Consider the following 21,947-nt stretch of genomic DNA (forward strand, 5'->3'; position numbering starts at 1 on the left):
CCGCGAAGCGGTTCGGGGTTCAGTGACACCCGAACTTTAGTGCGGTTTCCCGCACTTTTCGTCTGTCAACTTGTTTACGGTTATTTTAAGTACAGATTTCCATCTTCATCTATATCAATGTTTTTTATCGCATTTTCAATCATGTAGTGAACTAGATCTGACTCGGAATAAATCTTCTGCTTTCCCTTCATGATCGCCTTCTTAGTCAGAGAAAAGGCGAGTTCTCTCAGCTCGACGGCTTCTTGCTTTTTTAACCGGACTGTCGTTTTTAGCGCTTCGCTCATATGCCCTGACCCAAAAATTAGATGACATCTCAATTCTATGTGTTTATGCACATGCTGTCTGTTATATGTTGACATGTTACATGATACTAGTTTACGCTCGCCATCATTGTTATTAGTTACATGTATACATATGTACGTGTTATCGAACAACATTACATACAAATGTACGTGCTATTGAGCGGAATTCGCTTATGTTTTTTGACTGGCTGTCTATCGAACAGGATTTTGGTTATCAGTTGCCGATTCTTTCTGATGTTGCTTATCAGAGAATCCACCTTGATAGCGGTGAGGCCAGCGCCTTATCACAGCCTACTTTTCAACATCGTGGTTCCTTTTGCGATGTCGTATCAATATCTATTCGTGGGTCCGTATTAAAAATGACTGGAAACCCATCAAGATGGGGACGATTAGATAATTTATTTGGGTTACCCACGATCGATGCATGTGTTTTTGTTTATAACAACATATTGATCGACTTAGGTTTGCCGACATTTACAAAATGCACGAAGACCATGTTTACTCAAACGAAAGAAAGTCAAAAAACTCACACTGTTTCCGATGGTGCTATTATTCGTGAAATTCATATAACGTCGAATAGAGCCGTGGGGAAGGGAAATGAAGATGACTACATATCGGGTTTGTCTACACAGCCATATCGTAATAGCGTACCAAGATTACACTCTAATGGAAAATCCGTTGACTGGTTATCTAAAAAAGGAAATATAAATCTAATTTACCCTACGGTTTATAACAAGGCTCATGAAATTGAAATACATAATCTTATAAAAATAAAAAATAAATTCTCAAATTCATCATTAGAATATAAATATATATTGGATGTTATTGAATACTGTAAGCTTAGTGGAATTGTAAGGTTTGAACAAAAATTAAAGTCTAGATTTTTACAAAAAAAATCACTCACATATTGGGGGCTATCTGATTATTCATTACTTGCGAAGCTACATGATGATTTTCTTAATCTAGATAAAAAACTCTCGGTGAATGCTATGGATTTTGAAACTATTAGTGAGCAGTTGCTTAATCAAGGGGTAGTGGATACCACGCGAGCAGCCAATACTACAGCAATGTATGCAATCCAATGGTTTCAAGGTCATTCATTTGATTTTAATAAAAGACAAGTAAAAAGTCATCGAGCACGGCTTAGAAAAATAGGTATTGATATTGCTCAAAAATGCAATATTTCAAAATTTAGTCCTGTCATCGTGAAAAATGTAAGAGAAATTGTTGTCAGTGAATGTTTAATCCCTGATTGGTATAAAAAACTAGTTTATTTAAAAGCAGTCTAGTGAGTGACTTATGGCTAATTATGGGTTGTTTGTGAATGGAAAAATGCTGGGGACAAGGCAACAGCAAAAACGAGGAGGGCAGGGATATCATAATGAAATAGGCATAGGTCTTGAACTACCAGACGGATTCGGTGGGATTAAGCAGGATTTAATCATCATCCGCGTGTCTCAATCCCTGGTTAACTCTGGTGTATTAAATCAGGCGAATAATCTTGTCGGGAAAATGGTTCAAGTCCCTATTTATGTCCGTCCTTGGTCAATGGAGGGAAGGGAAGGTGTCACTTACAACCTGTCTGGGGAGACGGGTATTAAAGAGATAAAGTAGCCAATCATGAACCAGACATCATCTATTACAATGCTTCAACTAAAATGCTTCATAAATCTATATGAATTAAGACGTTACGATGTTGCGGCGTCTCGTGTGTTTATTACAAACTCAACGTTTTCAAAACATATCTCAAACCTTGAGGGATTACTTGGTACTCAATTATTTCAGCCCCTCAGTGGGAGAACGCCAGGCTCAGTAACTGTTGTTAACTTGCCTTCTTCTGATGAGTTATATCAGGTAGCAAAAGAAATGGTGTTTATTTCGTCCACGGTAAAACTGGATAGATTAAAAATAGATTCATTTTATTTTATTATTTATCTTTCATACTTAAAAAATATGAGATTACTTTCTAGGGAATTAAATAAAAACATATCCTATGTAATGGGGCATGTCAATCACATTGAAAAAAACGCACAAACAACACTCTTCAAAAGATATGTAGGGAGAAATAAAAGCATGATTTTAAAGATAGAGGCTTACTATCATATTAAATGTGCATTGAAGATTATTAAGTTATTTGAATCATCATCGTTGATGTATAAAAACAAAGGTGAGTTATTATGATTAATTACATCAATCAATCTGTGAGTGATTTCATTGAATGGTCATGGTTGCATAACATCCCATGGTATGTATTAACTGTAGGCATTTTATTCGGTGTTGCTGGATTAATTCTCGAAAGAAGAAACAAAAAACCGAAAAAGGACAAGTGAATGGATGTTCAAGTTGTTCAACCTATTTTTGAGGCCATAGATAATGGTTTGAATGGAACATTGGCAACTGGAACATCAAAAATGATGGCGGTTGTTAGCATCATCATTGGCGGGTTCTGGGGGGTGTATATTGGGTTACGATCGCTGAGTTGGTACATTAGCGGGTTGACCTCTGCCATAGAGGATATTTTCTGGCAGGTATTTAAATGTATGTTCATTACATTTTTTGCATTCGGTATTCAGCCGTATGTATCAATTGTTGTTCCATTTGTGAGCAGCGCACCATCTGAACTAACAGCATTGCTCACGGGTGATCAATCTGGTTCAAATAACCAAATTGATGTATTAGTAAATTCTTTTATTAATACGGTAATACAAGTATTCAAAGCAGTCGATTGGGGAATATGGGGCGATGAAATAAAAGCGTCGATTGCAGGCGGCATCTGTCTGATTGTCTTAATCCTTTCAGGAATTGCCTTCCTTGGTGTTTGTATATCAACACTTATTGTATTGAAAGTATCAACCACATTATTCCTTGCGATTGGTCCATTATTTATCGCACTTGCATTATTTGAGCAGACTCGCCAATATTTTTATGGCTGGATAAGTGTGGTCGGCGGATTCATGTTAGCCAATTTAATGTTTGGCATGGTTATATCAATAGAAATTAATTACATAACAAAAAATATTATTGGTGATGATGGTTTTTTTAAAATTCAATGGATGAGCATATTGTCTATCCCTCTGATATTTGGTGCATTTACCGCTATAGCTCAGGCGCTCCCTGATTATGCTGCACAAGTAATGGGAGGCGGCTCGGTTGGTAATAGTGGCGGTATGCGTGGGATTATGGGGGTTAGAGCCGGAATTAATGCAGGGAAGGGGATTTGGAAAGGAATTGGACTTGTCCGTAACTTAAGAAAAAACCGAATAAAATAGTGACGCGCTAAACAGCGATTTAAGCGGCTGATGGTCGAAGACAAGAGAACGTATCAGCGATAACGGATAAACCCAATCACGCTGGCGAGAACGCCAGATTCAGCCTCCTTGCCCATTGGTTCGTATAATGTNAAAAACCGAATAAAATAGTGACGCGCTAAACAGCGATTTAAGCGGCTGATGGTCGAAGACAAGAGAACGTATCAGCGATAACGGATAAACCCAATCACGCTGGCGAGAACGCCAGATTCAGCCTCCTTGCCCATTGGTTCGTATAATGTATATTATGTTAAATCACCTGTGGTGGTTAATAAGTTCACAAGTCACATCCACGTTACGATAAATCAATACGTTAGTAATTTCTGACTTCCCTCTCGTTTCTTGCGTTAGGTTCAGAGTACATTTTCTTCATAGCCACAATCATTATGAGGTTAAGTCGTGTACTCACTCAATCAGTTGGTTATCTCCGACTGTAAACGGCAATGGATCCTGATGGACATGGCAACCTGTTTGCCATTGTTGTATCCACTCAGGTATCACATTGATCATCTTGCTCATCGTTCATTGTCCACACAGAATGCTTCGCTACAGGCTGTGAAATTCTTCTACGAATTCTGGCAGCAAAAGCATCGCGTCACGTTTTGCTACAGCTTCTATTCATCTGGCCATAATCCGGACATTGCTATCGGGGAAATGCCCGATTTTTTACTGTATCTTGAAAATGGTCGCATCATCCAGTCAAAGCGACTGCCATTTACGACGGTCTCTGAGCCCCACGGTTCTACTAACGCAGCCCGATTTAGGGCGGTGGTTCACTTTATTTCTTTTTTAATTAACACTTATATATCACCAACATTTTGTGATGATTCTCCCAAAGCATTATCACTTGTGGCTTCACGTTTACATACCCGTTTGCATCTTTGCCGGGACAACTATCGAACACTGACGGCTCGGTGTTAATCCTGTCTGGCAAAATATGGTTGCCATGATGCTGACAGGAAAACTGACATCCGCTCAAGATTGGCAAGGTTACCGAGTGACAGGAGTGGTTGGCGATCAATTGCATTATGATATAGGTGGCTGTTCCAGAACTGATGGTAAGTGTCCTTTCTGTGAAGTGCGATGCTGTTACGGCTGCTTGTATTACCGCCCTTTCACTGACGGCGATCATCAGGCAGTTTTGGATAGTGTAATCAAAGAAGCTGATGAGTTAATAATCATTTCAGATAGTGTTGGTAACGCGCGTAATCCTCTCATTTCCATTCATGAAACCACGCAATTTGAAATCCAGTCTGTTATTGCTCGTTGCCGTTTTCATCTGAAAAAAGAGGTACATGATGAAAAAAAACTTTGAGCAATTTCAAATGTTCATTACCGAACAACAAACCTGGTTTGAACAACATCTTGCAACTGACTTCGCCCACTCATGGGATGACTCTGCCTGGGCATGTGGTACCAAAGGCAGCGGTTGGTTGAGAGGAAATGGTAAAAATTCGTTGCGATTTGATGAAATCAGTCGTTTCAAAGGCATTGAAGGTTTCCATACAATTGACAATGCTTATATCAAATTCATGAAGTCCATGCTGGTACTTGTATACCAAAGGAGAAATCAAAACATCTCCCCCGCTGTGGCTATAGCAACCTTGATGATTTTAAAACGCTGGTACCACGCATTAGTGGAAACTACCGGACAAACTCACCCAGTTTATTTGACCACAGGCGTTATTCGCCGCGCAATGGATGTCCTCAGTGCTGCATCAACACCTGGAGACCCTAATACGGCTAATTACAAAGGTCGCTGTGTCAGTCTTCAAAAGCTTATAAATCATCAGGCATTTACCCTCGTCACTTTACAATATGTTTCTGATAATCAATATACCAACCAAACGAATTTGACCCGTAAAGCTCAGGAAACCATTGCGCTAAAACGCCAAGATAAGCTGGCTGATATGGCTACCGAGGGTGAGGATTCATTGATTACTATTCGTGGTTTCTTGAACATTGTTGCTTTAATCCATCGAGTAGAAAGTGATGCCGAGAAAATAGCTCTGAATTGCTTGTTATTACTCATTATTACTGGTTTTCGTTCTGTTGAAGCATTCAACCTCAGACAGGATGCTCTGGTCAAACGTCATATTGATGACTCAGCAGCACGTAAGCGGCTTAAGGATAAGGGACTTCCAGATTATTTCCTTGGCATACGCTATGTTGGTGTTAAAGGTGCGGGAGAACGCACACACTGGGTAGAACCATTAGCTGTACCACTGGTTGAGAACATATTCAAAGTGGTCAAAAAATTGACTGATCCGATGCGTCGCCGCCTGATCTATTTGCGGGAAAAAGAATTTAGCGATTATCTACCGATAGGCATTAACGCCCTGTCCGATGAATTAATCGAGTTGGATAATGTGGTTGAGCATGTGGTTGAGTCGTGCTGAAGCACAACGGTTAGTCTCAACAGAGAATGTGCTATCAGGAGAGATAAAAGTTGAAGGAGAAATCAAGACATTGGCACAGCTTTTTGCTTTAGAGCACAAAAAACTGACTAGGGGGAACCTCTGATGCGCGGAAAGGAACTGGACACACTGATTGAACATGAACTACAACTGATGATGATTGAAGGCTTTGATAAGTCGCCTATTTCTGCCAAAGCTTTGCATACCCGCCTTAAGGAAAAGGGTATTCTCAACGGAGGTTTAAGCACACTGAGCAGCTTGGAGAGAAAACGGCTGATCGCAGCCTATGTTGATCAGCAACTCAATCCACTGAACTTACGCCCTAAAGAAAAACAACAATATGTCAACCGCAAAACTCGGCAGGCACTGTTGGCTAGAAATCAGCAGTTGCAGACGGAAATCAGCGAGCTACGCGATCAACTGACACAAAATACAGTTGCCTTAATTGCAATTGTTAAAGCGGTAAAAATTAATACGGCAATTCCTGTAGAAAGTTTGCTTGCACCTCATGTGATCAGAGAGCTACATAAGTCGTAACGAAGCCCCTGTCGATGGCCATTTTCTACATCTGTGTCAATCGGATAGATTCTTACTAGGTGATTTTTATGTGGGATATTTTTCTTAAAGTGTTGCAGCTGTTGCCAGTTCCCCTAGTCACGCTGATTGTTGCCAATATTATTCCTTATCTGTCTTACAGGCAGAATGCCGATAAAAATAAAGTAGCGCTGATGGATACAGTGGCCCGAGAGCTGGACAGAGAGCAGCCTTGTGCCTACCTAGTTGAGTCCTGCGTGGCTCGCCTGCACAACATCCGTCCCCTTTCCTGGGCATTTCTACGGGTGGTGCTGCCGTGCAACCATTCGCTGGAAATCATTCGATTGGTTTCATCCGGGCGGCGAGTCCTTGATTTGTTTGAGGTGTCGGTGGCCAGTGGCCGTCCGGTGGTGCAGTACGCAGCTGCATTAAGCGACTCGTCACGACGTAGGAATACGATGTTTGCATGCTTTTTGTTAAGTGTGTGTTTTCTCGCCCTCCTGACGTATACCGAATGGCAACTGCTGAACCTGTTGTTTGAAAGCAGTTTGCGGGATAACGTCAGTGCCGCAGTGTATGGAGAGGTAATGTATAAACTGCTGCAGATGCTGTTGTGGGCCGCGGCCGTCTTCGTATTTACCTTTCAGGGGGTGCTCCTCAAACGCGCTGATAAACGGCTGTCACAGGTCAGGATACTAATTGCCTCCAATTTTCCTGCACCTACCCTAGACAATGAGCAGGAGTCGGAAAATACAGGAGCTACTGGCTTATAAGCCAATTACAGCCGCCGCCATTAAGCATGAGCTCTGGCAGTATGTGTGGCATGATAAAACTTCAGCTCAAGTCTGAGCTGGGCAGCAAACCCACTCTTCATTATGCTGCGTCTTGTGTTCCGTAGATACGGGCTAATCGATGGATCTCTGCCCATAGTTCCTTGCCCGTGTTATGCCTAAGGATCTCCGCGACAGTGAAAGTACGTCCAGGGGGGGAAATGCCATTGAGTACGTTATTCCGTTCTTCCATGAAGAATGAATACTGCATTCTGTCACTGAAGTTCTTCAATAGAGGTAATATTTCAGAGACGCCACGGAGCACGCCTTTTTCCGATATTCGTTCGTCATCAGTGAACTGGAACGCTGGATAATAAAATTCACCGTCAATCTCAAGAGCCAGCAACTGGTGAGAATTTTTCCAGTTTTTGACTGTGGTTTTAGTTCGACCCAGAATCTCGGCCGCTTCAGCAAAGTTATACACGCCACCATCTTTTTTCAGCGTTTCAAGAAAAAGCGCTTTGCTGTACAACCGACGCTGCTGCTGTCGTTTTTCTTTTGTCATACTGCTTATGGTGCGGTTTTTCATATACTGTAAAATGACATCAAGGGCAAAAACCGCATCCGTCTCGGCCATGCTTGCTGCGTCCACCTGTGTGTTACCCGTCCGAATATCTTCAGCCACTTCCTTGATAAATTTTTGCAGACGTTCAGCTGGTATCCCTCTATCTGGGTAACAGTTACAAGCACTAGCCTTTTGTTTACTCGCCGCTGCCATCGTCGCCCCTTCTTTTCGATTTTACTGACTCACGAATACGACAAATCGAAAACATATGCAACTTTTACTCAGAACTTACCCTCATGAGCGTTATGACATTTTGCCAATAGAGACTATTGCTGCGATGTTAATATTCAAAGCTAACAATGTATTATACCCAAAAGGTCTCAAAGTGAGTTGTCGACGAACAGCCCTCGAATTGTTCGTCAAGATTTTGCACATGAGCAAAGTTAATCTGACCCAATTCTATGTTAGGCTTTTATTCGACGAGTGATAATTTGGGAGAAATGATATGAAGTGCCCTAGTTGTGGCGGTGCCGAGCTGGTATCTATGGTTAAAGGTGTGCCTTACACTTTTCGGGAACATACTGTCGAAATAGAGATTCAAGGCGATCACTGCCCTGAGTGTGGAGAAGCTGTACTCAACAAAGAAGAATCAGAGGAGTTGCGAGCCAAAATAAGAAAAGCTCGTGATGAGATAATATTGAAGCACACCACATAACTGAATAGCACAGACGTGTTTTGCTTGTCTAACCACCTTCGCAAACAAACAACTAGGAGATGACTTCAAAAATACAGAGATTACTAACTCAGAGCTTGAACCGCCGCAGTTGGGCTTCAGGGACAAAATAAATATTGCCACGTGCCCGCGAGCACGCAACATAAAGCTTATTGCGGGATGACGGTGGCAGTGCCTGTAACCCCTGCTTATTCAAGAGTCGCCAGTGCTCTGTACCCATCACGATGCAGACGTCATTGAAATGGTCTAGGCCCTTACTAGCCCCCCAATTCATTGAGTAGCAACCATAACGGTAATGCTCACGGTAGAATAGCTTAATAACAGAGTCATCTGTGTGCAGAACTGAGACGCGCTCCGCATCGTTCACCATTTCAATCTTGGTGTCATATGCTCTGTGTGGTTCGATATGGATGTTCAGTTGGTCGGTAATGAAGCGACATACCGTAGTGGAGCAGCGCCATGTTCGGCTTAGTGTCTCACGATCAACTGTTACACCGGAGTACTAAAACGAGCCTCATATCCGGTAATGTCCTCGTGCAGTGTAGCATTGACGTTGCCATCCCGGCTCGTATCGAATGTATGTTGATAAAAATCCCCAGCAAACAATATCGACACGTCTGCACGGCAGAGAGCCAGCAAAAAGTTAAAATCATTTCCGGCAAAATCCTGCACTTCGTCGACAAGTAACTCCTCATAGTAGCGTACCAACCGATCGCAAATAGATGGCAACATACCCCGTGCAATCAGGAGTTGCGTAAGTCGCCGATGGTACAATCGGCCACTGCGGTCCTGATAATGCAGCGGATTTGTGCGCGGGAGTTTTAACGGTGGCTGAGCGAAACTAAGGCCGCGCGAGGCAAATCGCTCCTGCAAAAAGGGACGAAAACAGAAACAGTACAGAAACTCAAACCATGTCATCACTCGGATCCCTTCGGGCATAAAGCCAAACTGTTTTATGATCCTAGCTCGCAGATGCGCTTCGTTATTAACAGTGTGTGTCAGGATCAGGCTTCGACTATCTTCTCTCAGTCTCTGTGTCAGCAGAGTAGTTTTACCTGATCCTGCAACGGCAAAAATCACGCTCTTATCCATGCCAGCGCCTCCCTGATATAAATAGGTACTATTAGTTTGGTGTTGTCCTGCTGCAGAAGCTTGAATGCCGCTTCTGCCTTGTTAGCCAGCATGTAGGCCTGCACAGTCAGCGTCCGGCGATCCCTACCCAGTAGTTCCTCGCAAAATACGGTGTTGTCTTGGTATAGACTGATTTCGAATGTTGAACGGTTGTTGTCGCTATCAGCAAAAATACGGGTAGCATCACTGAGTACATCAGCGTAACGCTCAACGCAGTTCTGCTGATAGTCGCCGTCGTTGTCACGCATTGCAGCAACACGGTTACCCAGCAAATGGGCTAGCTCAAGATAGCGGCGAAAACTTGTTCCGCCGATGGCGATGACATGTATACCATCATCCTCCGGAGCCTTGCTGTACAAGCGTCGATAAAAGTCCTCAATCAAGATAAATTCGGCATCCCCCTCAACGAGGAGCACACGTCGTGACAGTGCAAACTCAAGAACGTTATTATCCGGTGCTTTAATAAAGAAGGAGGCAGTCTCCTCTGATAATTCATTAAGCCGCACTGGATGAGACTCTCCAAGGAGGATCGCTTTACGCAGATCGAGGCGTGACGAGATATGGCTACTGTGTGTGGCGATAAACAGTTGTGTCTGCCGCTCAGCAGCAAGCTGGTTGACCAGCCTCTTCATACTGACGTGACTCAGGTGATTCTCCGGCTCTTCTAGCAATAGAATATGCAACTCTCCCTGCTGTTGCTGACGTTGCAGAGCAAATTCTGTCTTGATGAAACACTGCCGTCCCTTACCGCGGTTGCGGATAGAAATGCCTTCCTCAGTAATGTCTAGATTAGCTTCAAGGCTGGCACGGGTACCTGAGCGGACGCTGAACTGATAATTCTCCAGTGCGTCGTTGACCACAGATAAATGTTGCTCACAGAAGTCGTTTTTCTGCTGACGATAGCTGTTTTCCAGCCGGTACCGCTCAGCTACTGGCACATTTACACTGTATACCGTGCGTGTATATTCCTGCGCAGCGTGATCGCTATCTATACGTGCGCTGTCAAGCATCAAATGGCGCAGGTAGCGTCTGAAGCCAGCAAAATGACTTCCAGAGAAGGTGGTAAACTTGACTGAATAATACTCAAAGGGAAAATTATCCCGATGTTGTTGCAGCAAAATCTGGATGTCCTGTCCATACTCATCAATCATAGGGGCGATACGCATCCTGAGGCCGTCGGCGTCAACACCAGCTAGATTCTGACGGCCGTTCAGATCAGGGTTTGTCCCTTCACTGAGGAATACGTCTGCGATCAGTTCGGGGAGTTGATCGATGCGGCGTTCACTTGCCTGAAAGTTCTCCACAGCCGACTGTGACAGTAATGATTCCACGCCCAACGTTTCAACCCGATGCCGACTGTCACTCAGCACTAGATCCATCGCCAGTAGTATGCTGCTCTTGCCGGACTCATTGTCGCCAATAAGAATATTACGGTCAGCGTTGAATTCCAGATTCAGTGCAGGAAATTTTTTAAAATTTTGCAGCATCAATCGAGTGATTACGGGCATCGTTTTATCCTTATTGTCGTTCGGCCTATATGCATTTTTTATGGTAGGTCTAGCTACGACAGAATTCAGTACGGTGGTTGTCTGGTTTTGCGCATCGTGCTCTCCTCAAAGGAACATAATCAGTATGTCGGAATGAATGGTTCAGTTTGATACTTACAATGCCATCTCGAAAACACCTTGAGTGTGGATGGCTTCATCTTCAAAAAGATCAAGCTGTCGTATATGAGCAACTGCCTGTTCAGGATCGGTGGTAAAAAGAACAACCGCTAGGTCTTTTAACGCCCTTGTGCAGCTCACATAGAAAAGCCGACGCGTTCGATCCATAGTTGTTTCTTCGCCGGCATCCATATGTTTCTGGTCGTTATCTGAGGGCTCTTCAAGACCGAGATATCTTTCGTAGGAGAATTGGGAGTGGTTACTTTCGGCGTCATCCAGAACGACAAGAACCCTATCGAACTCAGTACCTTTTATGCCTTGCTGAGTCCAAAAGGGAGAACGTTCCGAAATGTAGGTATGGTATGGCAAAAGCTGATTTGCGGGGCATGCCAGAAAAGCATCCATTGAGGGCATTTCCTTATCAATATCAACGTCTTCTTGAATATCATCGTCATCATTGTTTTCGCCTAATTCGGACCCAGGCTGAACAGGAAGAACTGCATTTGGATCCAGATACGATACCAATCTAGGGTCAAGGACTAGTAAATCGGAGGAATTTACTTGTTTTAGAAGATCGCCTATTGTTGCTCCGGAATCTCCCACTATGCCTGCTGTTATCGAAGCAACAAGTTCACCGAGTACTTTAAGGCGCTCCGCCACGCTCGCCCCAACAAGAGACTCTTTGTCAAGAAGATGTGAATACTCTCGGATCAATCGCATCACTTCAAGTTGTTGGCCATTCGTATGAGCGATAGCGATCGGGATCAAAAACTTTACACACGATGAAATAGGCCATGCAGACCCGTCTAAAAAACCATCTTTAAACGCTGACGGAGCTCTGGAGTTGAGTGCAGAATAGAGATTTCCAAACCCTAAGCGCCTTGCGGCCATCTGGTGAACAATGACGAGAAGCTTCACTCGCTCTTGGTCATCATCACCTGGTCGCCAAAAATCGTCACCGGTTCTTGCCGCCATCCATTCACGTACATGAACCAGATTGGCGTCCCGTGTTTCGTCCGCAGGCAAAATAAAAAGATGTGCAGATCCTTCAGGGGTAGGAACTAATCCTTCAGGGCCTAAACGTTGGCCAGGGGTTTGAACGAGGTCATCGCCATCACGGCGAATAGCATTCGCGAGGTTTAAAACCCTAGTTGAGCACCGGAAATTTTCAGGTTTCGGAATGTCAGCCCACGTAGGCTCTGCTTCAATTTGTCCAGTTCCTGTAACGTATATTCGTTGCATCGGATCGCCAAAGAATCCGAGGCAAAGTGTCACTCCGGGTTCACACTCAACAGTCTTCAAAGCTTCCACGACCGCAGTGGTCGTGTCTTGGCTCTCGTCCACAAAGACGAACGGGAATTGGCGCGCGAGAAGGGTCCGGAAGAGAGGGCGTTCGGAAATAAGGTAAGAGACAAGTTTCAGAATGTCGTCATGGCCCAGAATACCCTTTGCGTAATTGCTACCTGTTCCGTATCGGAACCCTTTGACTGCTTCTATCCGCTCCGACTGCCGACGAAGGCGCTCCAAATCTCGGGTGTCCTTATCCTTCGTGCGCTGTTGAACCCTAGGGCCATAGGTTGCCCGTTTTTCTTCAAGTGCATCAATTTTTTCCACGATACGTCCAGACACCCAGACACGAATATCGTTCTGGAAAGGCTTAGTTAGCAGCCACATAAAGCTGTGGATCGTTGAGACGTGAACCAGAGGGTCACTACCGACGTCCCTCCAAATCTCTCCGGCCGCAATCTCGGTATAGGTAATACAGGCAACTCGCTGACGGTTCTTCTTGAGCTTATCGCCGTGTATTTGGATGACCGATGACAGGCCTTTAATCAGCGACGTAGTTTTTCCTGAACCAGCACCGGCTTTCATAATGAAACTACGTGGTGGAACGTTTACAAGGCAGTTTCGCAGGTCTATGTCGGCCTGGGTGTCTGGCTTATTTGCCCTGTTACTCATACTCGCCTCCCGACACAACATCTTCTTCGGCGATGAGTTCGGGCAGCACGGTTTCGAGTTCGATCCGTATTTCATCTTTAAGCCAGACAAGTCCATCACGGATGTAAGCCGGCACATGCCACGCGTCCTCGTCTTCGGTGAGAACGGCAAGCGCAAACTTTGTTTTATCGAAACTCTTTCGCGAAACTTTTTTATGAAGACCTTCGGCAAGAGCAGCAGGACTAATGGCTCCTCCTTTCACAATCAAGCCTAAAGGCTTTCTCGCTATGGCTTGGGACCAGTCCGGATTTTCGAGGCCGAAATCTTCTTCAAGCGTACGCCCACACAGGATTTCGGTGGCCTCATTCCAGGTTATAGCCCGCTCAGTCTGATAGGCAACGCGAACCTTCGCATCGTTTTCAAATACGTGAGTTTTTTCCGCTTCAGATGCGTTGCGCAAGTCTTCGATTGTGAGCTTCCCTGGAAGCCATTTGATAAGAGTTTGGTTCGACGTTGCGGCGCCCGGTGTACTTGGTAAACAGGCCTTGCCATATTTCTTCTTAGGTGCTGGAACCATCAGTTCACCGCCAGGAACTTGCACATTGTCTTGGACCTGGCCGGCAGCATCGTCTTCCGCGTCGGCTGGAACCTCAAATTCTTCGAGTTCTTCCTCCTCTTCAGCATCGTCAACCGCCTGAGCTTTAAGTGCAACACTATCAATATCAGTAATGATCAGCGTGGTCAGACCGAGAAACTCGATGAGTGACTGGAAACGGTGCCCAAAGGCACCGCCAACCTCTAAGACGCATAGGCAAGCTGAGCGGAGAGTCTTCGCGCTCTTTCTAATCATGACAGGGAGGAGCAATCTCTCAACGTTACCTTCAACGAGAATAGCGGCATCTGAAAAAAATAGATCACAATGCGTCAGCTTCAGATATCGTTCTAAAAAATCACGATCATCTGGTTGAGATTGGTAGAACGCCGATAGATTGAGGACTTCAGTCACCTGTTCTGAGCCAGTCTTTTTGCGTCGAAAATAGCGAATCGGCTTGAATCCTCGCTCGTAAAGGATGTGCGGCGAGTGAGTCGTGATGACCATCTGACTGCCAAAAATGCTTCCATCGTCGCCCTCTATATTCAGTAGTTCAAGAATATTGCGGATGAAGACCTGTTGGAGCTGAGCGTGGAGATGAGCCTCCGGCTCCTCCACAAAAAGCAGATGCAATGGAGGGCGATTATCCATCGTCGCCCACCTGGCTTGGGAGTCTAGAATCTCTACAACCATGTAGATCAAATTTTTGAATCCAAGTCCATTATAACTGTCAGGAAGAGTGGCGGTTTCTTCATCTTCCCCATCTCCGATCTGATAATGAACCCGTGCATCTTGGCTCATGACGTGAGCGGGATCTAGTGCTGACATTATCTTAAGTCGCGGATTATTGACTCCCGGATAGCCAAGCCTGGCAAGCTGATCCAGCATCGGCTTGAATACGCCATCCAAGTGAAGGTTGAGTGCCTGCTCGGAGTCGAATAGTGCCTTAAGGGCTAAATGATCGTCTTGTCTTTGATTAAGGTTGCGTTTGTAGAAGCGGCTCAAACGCTTTGACAGGTCTTCTGATCTTCCCCCTGCTTCTGGATTAGGATCTACAAGATGTCGTTGAGCACCCAAATTATCGATATGAATAAGCGATTTTAAAATTGTTCCGCCGCCTGGTTCTCCATTTAATTCATCTGGAACGTAATTTCCAATCTCTTGGAAGGTCGCCTCATCAAATCGTGTGCGATCCAAGATGAAGTAGCGCAGCTCATATTCTCTCTTGAGCTCGCGCTGGAGATAGTCCGTCAGGGAGCGAGGCCATGGAATATATTGCGAATCTGGCGGCAGTTGCGCTGCCTGTGCAGCACCTCTGGCTTTAGCTTCCTGGAAATTTTGAATAAGGTTAATGGAGTTTTTGGCGGTCAGAGAAACTCTTATGCCTACCTTAGTACCTTCCCACGCTGTACTCGGAAGCAATGGAATCACGAGATAGAGATCTGGCGCTGTGACCTCGAACCAAAGATCGAGCTCTATGCTTGGAAGGGAGATCCCCTCGGGTATTGGATCAGCCAAATTGATATTTCCGGCCTCATCGAAGCTTTTCCAACATGAGGAACTAAAATCGTAGAGGCTAAAACGGTCCCTCCCCCCCCGTAACGAACGCATGAATTGCTTGAGTTGCTGACGTTTTGCCGCTGTTATTCGATCCTACAAATATTGAAATATCGTCAGCCAGCTCAATATGAGCATCCTTAAGGCGTCGGTAGTTCCTGAGGCGATAAGAGTGAAGATGCACGAAAAACCCTCCGCTGATTTTTAGAATTTATAGCAAGTCATTTCACTGAAATGTTCGTACTCTCTTTGAAGTGGTAAACAAAAACTGGTCACGGCTTTAGCGTTTTTACAGTATCGATTTTCCGATTCGTTTGGCGATATTCGTGCAGCCTGAGTGGCTGGTATTGTGAAGCTCCTGAAAACTGTACACGTATGATATCTGGTTCAACAGGTCGATTATTCCATTACCTACCACTGCTGCGGTAAACCCTTAACATCTACGAAACACGCACGCTGGGTGTCAAAGAACAGATCACCGAAATGGCTTTCAACGGTACAGACGTTCGCGATACTGTAAGGACGCTGAACATTGGCATCAACACCGTCATGTCGTTAACGGAATGTTCAGTGCTGCTCCCCCCAACAATTTATCATTGTCCAAATCGAAAGGAAGAGCGTGCAGGCGTAGCTTGTTGGGTAGCATAAAAGGACCAATAGGTTCAGAGAAATCGTCAGTGTAAGGATATATCAACACCATAATCTGCTGCGGCTGCAAATAGCGCATGCCATAAGCCAGCATTTGATATAAATCACTCTGAGCCAGCCCGTAATTAGCCCTATTAGAGTCTGGACACTTCCATTTCGTATCCAATACCCACCGATTTTCACCATCAGTCAGTAATAAATCAGGTTTAAGAAGAAATAGCTTTGTCTCTTGGTACTGGCTCAGGTATTCAGTCGCTGCCTGGGTGTATAAACGGGCTCCCGGAAACAGTTGCCGTTGCAGCACTTTAGCCACATGCTGTTCAAACAAGCGTTCCATTGGAAATAACAGGCTAATACCCTTCGAAGCGCCTTGAATAGCCAACGGTAGATGTTCACCTAAAACAAGTTCGCACCAGGGTTTGATTGCCGTGTATTGAGCCATCAACCGACTATTGCGCCAGCAGGAAAAATCTTGGGTCACATTCCGGCTTGGCGTGACCTCCTGCATTAACTCGATGAGTTCATGCGAGAGACGCCAATTCTGACTGTCCTGTGCAATACTCCCTATCTTATTTACAGCCAGTCGAAGCAATCTATTTTCTGGACGATCCGACAGAAACAGCGAATGCCGTTGATGAAACTGATGTCGCCGCGCCGGTAGTTGGCGCATCTGGCGTACAATATCGAGCTGGCCACGTAAAAAAGGCTGCTCGTCCTCGACCCACTGATAATCGAAGCGCAAACCTCGTTTAATCAGGTGATTAAGTTCTGTCAAAAATTGCCGCATTACCCATTCACTGAGCGGATATTGAAAGAGGTTTAGATCGGCAACCCCGGCCTCACGCCAGGGTAAGTTCAGTGCTGAAGAGATAAGCCGGCACATCAGCTGACGGTTTTTTTCAATACATCCGGATGATGTGTAGTGCTTGGGAAGGATCTCGATATGGGTACCGCATGGGGTACTAATCGTGCCGACGTAGCTATCCAGTTTTAGAGTCCGGCGATCCTTTAATTCTACCAACCGTATACCTTTCTCTCCGAAGGTAGCCTGGAGCTTACACATCCAGTCAAATGCGCTGCCGCATATTCCTGCGTGATCAAGTGTTGGCGTATTGCCAGGTATTACAGGTGTACTCAGGTGCGCATACTCGCGCACCGTTATCCATTTATGTGCCACCTATGCATCCCCAAGAATATACTGATAGCTCTCAATATGATGAAATGCTTGGGAGTTGATAACCCAACGTCGATCTTGGAGGGATAGCGCCAGCGCACGCTGTGCACCGAACAATCGCTCTAATGCAGCTGCACCATCGGGCTGGCTGATAAACCGACAGCGTTCGTCATACTGGCTACTGTCATTGAGCACAAGGCTAATTCTCTCCCAATCATCAAAAAAGTATTCCTGCAGTAGCGGAATAATTTGGTTACTGAAAATTTTCGAGAGTCGTTTAAGCGAAGGATCTTTTTTTAACGGCAACATTATTGCGTGACCAATGCAATGGTCACGATCCAACAGCACTTCAATGCGTTGGTTAATTGTTTCAAGTAGCCGACCGGCATTTACACTTTGCCCGTTATGTTCGATATTAACGTCAGCTAGCAATACGTAGTTGGGCTGCAATTCAATAAAGCTAAAGCGGCGGCGTAACGCGATATCGAGGCCCGATAAAGAGCGGTCGGCGGTATTCATCGTACCAATGATCCATAAATTTTTCGGCACGCTAAACAGTTTCTTAGAATATGGTAGTATGACCTCTAGCGATTCGGCTTCTTCCCCTCGTTTTCCCGCTTCGATGAGCGTGATTAATTCACCGAAAATTCGCGAAACGTTTCCACGGTTGATTTCATCAATGATCAATACATGTGGCAGAAGTTCTGGTTTAGCACTGTTAGTGAGTGGATGCCCGGCGGCCCGTAACGCGGTAAAAAGATCGGTGACATTTATACGCCATAGCGGATACATCGTCATTGGCCGCAATGAACAATGGTCGTTAAGCGGCAGGATATTAAAGCGGATATTACTCAGCAACCATTTAACCGGTAGCCGATGGACATAATCAGTTCTGACTCCTGCTGGGGGCTCCGGCTGATACTCATAAGGGCCTTCAACCACACCGACGGCACAGATTTCGTAAACGCTCGCGAGACAAAGCAAAATGTCCCCTGGTTTTGCCTCATGGCTAAAATAAGTGAGGGAGTTACGATCATTACGCCCTAAATCAAGAGCGGGATCGTACAAGTCAACGGCAGTGAGGTCGCCGACTTTTTCCCAACCTATACGTGCTTCACCGTGTGTAAAACAGTACTGTCTTGTTTCCTGGTTTGAATTGACCTCTTCAATAGAGATTTTCCAGATTCTCGCTTGCGGGTCGATACCCAGCGCTTCTTCCGTCGCACGTTCGCGACGCGCATTGTTACAAATACTCTTGAAAATGCCATCTTCAATGCAATAGCTCAACTGCGCGTACTGTTCTTCGCCATCAATACTATCATTTACTCTGGCGCGAATTCCCTCGACAAAATCTTCATAGCTGAAGCTTTGATGGAAAGTAACAAAGGCAATACGCTCTGCTTGTACGAACTCATCAAACCGCGCTTTGAGCACGCGGCGTGCCGCCATATTACTTTCGTCAAAACGAGATAGAAGTTGAGGGTCAAGAATTTCGAGGGCTTTATTGATGGTGCTATAAGTTTTACCTGTGCCAGGAGGCCCATACAGTATTTGGTTTAATGGCGGAATATCTGGCAGATTTTCGGCTAATTCATATTCATTCGGCTCGTCATCCTCGTCTACTTCAGCCTGATCTACCTGCTTCCATAGCTTTATGCCATATTCAAGAACAGGAGTTTCTCCCCTGTGCGCCATGAGTGTGCTATAGGCTGTAGCATGATTGATTTTGCCTACACCACACAGCTCACGTAGTCGTGCAAGTTGGTAAATAGACAGCAGTAGTGGATGATTATGATCTTGATAAATAAAAGCTAATTTCCATTTCAACGATGTTTCGAAATCAAGTTGTTGTATCGTTTCTAGGTCGCTATGCCCGATCGCATCGAGCACAAATAGTATCTTTTTCTTAACTGTCGCGAAAGCTTCTTCCGCGGTAGAGCCGTACTTCTTTTTCCACGAATAAGTCTCATCTATGAGAATAAAATCACGCTCTCCTTTCGGTGGAGCAGCTCGCATATAGATGCCAAATTTTGAAGCATCTCCTCCAGCGTTAGAACCAAGATGTCGGCCTGGACCAAACTCTAACCACCAAGCCAGCGTCTCTTTATTTCCAGTATCGGTATATTCTTCCAGCGTCATTTTAGCTAACCGGTTATATGGCCAGTGCTGTAAAAACATATTCAGGGCTTCTTGTCTTTCACGAAAATGGATACTCATTGAACTCCCTCTCAAATTAAATTATATAAATTCGCACCAACTTGGAATATTTTAATAACGATCTATTACCGGCATTTACGTTCCTAATCAATATTTTCTCATAATAATTGAGTGTCAGCGAACAATAATCAAATCATATATACCACTTTATTGGTAGGTTGTGTGAGTCCAAGCTCTTTATTTCCCAGGCTACAGATTGGAAACGTAAAGTTTCATCTTCGGTCTGGATAGGGTAGACTTTAGTACAAACTGTAGTAAACCCTAACGGTAAAGAAACCCCAAATTTATTGTGAGCATAAGTCACTGATTTCTTCATTATATCCCTATGGTACTTGTTATCTAGGCTTAATTTAAAACGCTTTTCGTTAGTTGTTGTATTTAGAAGTTTAGTTCCATCTGGAAATCTAAAGGGGGGAGCGCTAAGCAATGTGTTCAAATCTTTTGACTGACCAGCAATAAGAAAAATACAATTTGATTCAGGATGTTGTTTTTTTATAAAAGCTAACCTATAAAGATCATAAATAATGGTGTCTAATTTACAGTGTGATGATCCAGCCCACTTAGCTTCAATGAACACATTTTTTGCATCCGTTTTTTCAACATGTCTGTTTATTAATGCGAAGTCAACTCTTCGGGAAGCACCTTTCTTTTTTATTTGATTTAGAGCAGGGTGTTTGTAATTTGAGTAAACTCTTGCCCCATCGATTCTTGTTAATACAGTACTAAGAATATCCCCGACTGAAAACTTTAAAAAATCCTCATTGAATAGACCAGCCTTATTACAACAAAATGAATAATGAAGATAACTGCCTACACCTTCTGATAACCGCCTAGCAATGCTTAATTCCATATGAGATCTCTTGCTAAATTTTTAAAAAAGTTGGCTAGCACATGAAACATAGAGGTAGAGAAACTCCAGTTATTATAAAATATGTTTATGGCAATTATTATTTCCATAATTACCTTTTAACAACCCAGACGTGATTATACATCCGATCACGAGGCGAACCATGAGTTAGTTTTATCGAATTACTGGGCAGAAAGTGGCTCAGAAGCATCCCAAAAAATACGGATGCTCTCTGGCAACAATTTTCAGGAAACATACCAAAGAACGGAACATCTGTGCATCTGACAAATAATCGCCATTATCAGATAAGATGCTCCTCTGATCTTTGGCAAGTTTAGTTACTAATTCATCCATGATTTATTCCTATAAGAGAAAAGCATACATGCTGAAAACATGGCCATAGAATGGTAAGGGCTATAACGCCTTGTAAGTCTTAAAAACTGCACCAACATGCCATTAGTGCTCGCTTCACGCAGTTCGGACAAAATAGATCTCAATAGCCCTCTTACCCGATCGATAACCCTCAGGTAAAGCTAGCCAGTCTTGACAACGCTACCGCGCCCAGAGATATCAGTTAGGGTTAAGTATCGGCGTATCTAAATGTTACAGAAATTCATGGATTGTTCAAGAAGACAATCAGATAAACCCTAAACCCTGTTCATTCCAGACGTTGATCTTTCAGTTTTGCCGCCGCGTCGATTGCCGGTTGCAGACTTCTGATGAGCTCTTTGAGCTCATAAAGGCATCGGCAAAGTGCACCGTCAGGCTGACTCGCATTGACAAACGGATTGCCGCCACGAGGAAGCCCGACATTAATGTTCGCAAATCTTGCGATTATCGAGAACCAAGTACAGCTGGAAATCTTATTAAGGGTGTTGATCGTTTCAATATCCAGAGCCAGCCGGGAATCCAACAGGCGCATGACATTCGTGTGAATATGCTGGTTGCTGTCCTGAAAATAAATGAACCAGTCAAACTTAACAGATGGATCACCCGGTACCCCCAATGGTGACGTTTTGCTGGAGGGGGCAAGAGCCAAAAAAACCGCATAAACTTCCTGTTCGGTGGAATCATAATTCAGCGTGGGGGAGATGCCGCGTAAGTGACTCTCGAAACTTAATTTAATCCGTAGCAGGATAGAATGCTCAAAGTCTGCAGTGATTTTCTTTGCTGCAAAAATAGGTGGGTGAATGCAGAGCAGATAAAATATGTAGCTCGCGATCACCGAGCCTAGCACTCCCTCCACCACCGGGCTGACCGACGACATAAAACGCACCGGGGCGGGGATGTCATTCAGAACCACCACCTTGAACAGCAGTATGGCCAGACTGCTGAGGCCGATCCAGTGATAAACCGCATCGACCGAACGGAGAAGTAGCCACCTTCTTCTACAGCAGTTACGGATGTTTTTAATCATTCTTTCTTCCCTAAAAAGCACGCATCAGTCTGACGTTCCCGACACATTAAAATGATAAATCTACCCCGCCGTTGGTCATTTCAATGATGACCTGCTTGATCGGCACCTTAAAATCGTTGGGATTGATACAGTC

General features: G+C 44.4%; 19 protein-coding genes and 4 pseudogenes. 11 read left to right on the forward strand and 12 right to left on the reverse strand.

Annotated elements, in window-relative coordinates; all coding sequences use genetic code 11:
* Positions 1–80 precede the first annotated feature (80 nt).
* The gene (locus tag QWJ20_RS00005; RefSeq protein ID WP_433991575.1) at positions 81–284 is read right to left on the reverse strand and encodes a hypothetical protein; all 204 of its coding nucleotides are present in this window, start codon (positions 282–284) and stop codon (positions 81–83) included.
* Positions 285–475: 191 nt separating this feature from the next.
* Between QWJ20_RS00005 and QWJ20_RS00010 the strand changes: the two genes are divergently transcribed.
* The 9 genes and pseudogenes from QWJ20_RS00010 to QWJ20_RS00050 all read left to right on the forward strand — a co-directional run bounded on the left by QWJ20_RS00010 (position 476) and on the right by QWJ20_RS00050 (position 7,334).
* Entirely contained in the window at positions 476–1,591 is a 1,116-nt protein-coding gene (locus tag QWJ20_RS00010; protein WP_433991576.1) for a phage/plasmid replication domain-containing protein, read from the forward strand.
* Between the two features lie 10 nt (positions 1,592–1,601).
* Positions 1,602–1,916 carry a DNA-binding protein gene (locus QWJ20_RS00015; RefSeq protein ID WP_180781684.1) on the forward strand — a complete coding sequence of 105 codons (315 nt, stop codon included), beginning with the start codon at positions 1,602–1,604 and terminating at the stop codon, positions 1,914–1,916.
* A gap of 6 nt (positions 1,917–1,922) precedes the next feature.
* Positions 1,923–2,483 carry a helix-turn-helix domain-containing protein gene (locus tag QWJ20_RS00020; RefSeq protein ID WP_323610364.1) on the forward strand — a complete coding sequence of 187 codons (561 nt, stop codon included), beginning with the start codon at positions 1,923–1,925 and terminating at the stop codon, positions 2,481–2,483.
* Positions 2,480–2,632, forward strand: a complete 153-nt coding sequence (locus tag QWJ20_RS00025; protein ID WP_323610363.1) for a hypothetical protein — start codon at positions 2,480–2,482, stop codon at positions 2,630–2,632. Before QWJ20_RS00020 ends, QWJ20_RS00025 begins: the two co-directional genes overlap by 4 nt.
* Entirely contained in the window at positions 2,633–3,571 is a 939-nt protein-coding gene (locus QWJ20_RS00030) for a type IV secretion system protein (protein ID WP_433991577.1), read from the forward strand.
* Positions 3,572–4,520: 949 nt separating this feature from the next.
* Positions 4,521–4,925 (forward strand): annotated as a pseudogene (locus QWJ20_RS00035) (site-specific integrase); the annotation flags it as partial.
* A pseudogene (locus tag QWJ20_RS00040) lies at positions 4,909–6,003 on the forward strand (hypothetical protein); the annotation flags it as partial. The pseudogenes QWJ20_RS00035 and QWJ20_RS00040, both read left to right, overlap by 17 nt.
* Before the next feature lie 129 nt (positions 6,004–6,132).
* Positions 6,133–6,564, forward strand: coding sequence for a hypothetical protein (locus QWJ20_RS00045; protein WP_028085633.1), 432 nt, complete (start codon positions 6,133–6,135; stop codon positions 6,562–6,564).
* 68 nt (positions 6,565–6,632) lie between these two features.
* The gene (locus QWJ20_RS00050) at positions 6,633–7,334 is read left to right on the forward strand and encodes a hypothetical protein (protein ID WP_433991578.1); all 702 of its coding nucleotides are present in this window, start codon (positions 6,633–6,635) and stop codon (positions 7,332–7,334) included.
* Between the two features lie 100 nt (positions 7,335–7,434).
* Here the strand turns inward: QWJ20_RS00050 and QWJ20_RS00055 are convergent, their stop codons facing one another.
* On the reverse strand, positions 7,435–8,109 hold the full coding sequence (locus tag QWJ20_RS00055; RefSeq protein WP_433991579.1) for a hypothetical protein: 675 nt from the start codon (positions 8,107–8,109) through the stop codon (positions 7,435–7,437).
* Between the two features lie 292 nt (positions 8,110–8,401).
* Here QWJ20_RS00055 and QWJ20_RS00060 point away from each other — a divergent pair, with 292 nt between their 5' ends.
* Positions 8,402–8,611 carry a type II toxin-antitoxin system MqsA family antitoxin gene (locus tag QWJ20_RS00060; protein ID WP_052238992.1) on the forward strand — a complete coding sequence of 70 codons (210 nt, stop codon included), beginning with the start codon at positions 8,402–8,404 and terminating at the stop codon, positions 8,609–8,611.
* Between the two features lie 88 nt (positions 8,612–8,699).
* On the opposite strand, the pseudogene QWJ20_RS00065 reads toward QWJ20_RS00060, so the two are convergent.
* From QWJ20_RS00065 to QWJ20_RS00085, 5 genes and pseudogenes are all read right to left on the reverse strand, one after another.
* Positions 8,700–9,721 (reverse strand): annotated as a pseudogene (locus QWJ20_RS00065) (DNA helicase UvrD).
* A complete protein-coding gene (locus QWJ20_RS00070; RefSeq protein ID WP_433991580.1) occupies positions 9,706–11,268 on the reverse strand; it encodes an ATP-dependent nuclease in 1,563 nt (520 codons plus the stop codon). Before QWJ20_RS00070 ends, QWJ20_RS00065 begins: the two are co-directional and overlap by 16 nt.
* Positions 11,269–11,421: 153 nt before the next feature.
* Positions 11,422–13,383, reverse strand: coding sequence for a UvrD-helicase domain-containing protein (locus QWJ20_RS00075; protein WP_433991581.1), 1,962 nt, complete (start codon positions 13,381–13,383; stop codon positions 11,422–11,424).
* On the reverse strand, positions 13,376–15,472 hold the full coding sequence (locus QWJ20_RS00080; protein ID WP_433991582.1) for an ATP-dependent nuclease: 2,097 nt from the start codon (positions 15,470–15,472) through the stop codon (positions 13,376–13,378). The genes QWJ20_RS00075 and QWJ20_RS00080 overlap by 8 nt, the downstream gene beginning before the upstream one ends.
* A 58-nt stretch (positions 15,473–15,530) precedes the next feature.
* Complete coding sequence (locus QWJ20_RS00085) at positions 15,531–15,695, reverse strand: AAA family ATPase (RefSeq protein WP_433991583.1); 165 nt, start codon at positions 15,693–15,695, stop codon at positions 15,531–15,533.
* A gap of 251 nt (positions 15,696–15,946) precedes the next feature.
* Here QWJ20_RS00085 and QWJ20_RS00090 point away from each other — a divergent pair.
* Positions 15,947–16,063: pseudogene (locus QWJ20_RS00090) on the forward strand (IS1-like element transposase); the annotation flags it as partial.
* On the opposite strand, the gene QWJ20_RS00095 reads toward QWJ20_RS00090, so the two are convergent.
* From QWJ20_RS00095 to QWJ20_RS00115, 5 genes are all read right to left on the reverse strand, one after another.
* Entirely contained in the window at positions 16,059–17,222 is a 1,164-nt protein-coding gene (locus QWJ20_RS00095) for an McrC family protein (protein ID WP_233983473.1), read from the reverse strand. The pseudogene QWJ20_RS00090 and the gene QWJ20_RS00095 sit on opposite strands and share 5 nt — an antisense overlap.
* Before the next feature lie 114 nt (positions 17,223–17,336).
* Positions 17,337–19,550 carry an AAA family ATPase gene (locus tag QWJ20_RS00100; protein WP_433991584.1) on the reverse strand — a complete coding sequence of 738 codons (2,214 nt, stop codon included), beginning with the start codon at positions 19,548–19,550 and terminating at the stop codon, positions 17,337–17,339.
* A gap of 133 nt (positions 19,551–19,683) precedes the next feature.
* Complete coding sequence (locus QWJ20_RS00105; protein WP_433991585.1) at positions 19,684–20,400, reverse strand: hypothetical protein; 717 nt, start codon at positions 20,398–20,400, stop codon at positions 19,684–19,686.
* A 198-nt stretch (positions 20,401–20,598) separates the two neighbouring features.
* On the reverse strand, positions 20,599–20,751 hold the full coding sequence (locus QWJ20_RS00110; protein WP_433991586.1) for a hypothetical protein: 153 nt from the start codon (positions 20,749–20,751) through the stop codon (positions 20,599–20,601).
* 304 nt (positions 20,752–21,055) lie between these two features.
* Complete coding sequence (locus QWJ20_RS00115) at positions 21,056–21,814, reverse strand: hypothetical protein (RefSeq protein ID WP_433991587.1); 759 nt, start codon at positions 21,812–21,814, stop codon at positions 21,056–21,058.
* Positions 21,815–21,947 lie beyond the last annotated feature (133 nt).

Source organism: Pectobacterium sp. S5, from assembly GCF_051707265.1.
GTDB classification, from domain to species: Bacteria; Pseudomonadota; Gammaproteobacteria; order Enterobacterales; family Enterobacteriaceae; genus Pectobacterium; species Pectobacterium polare.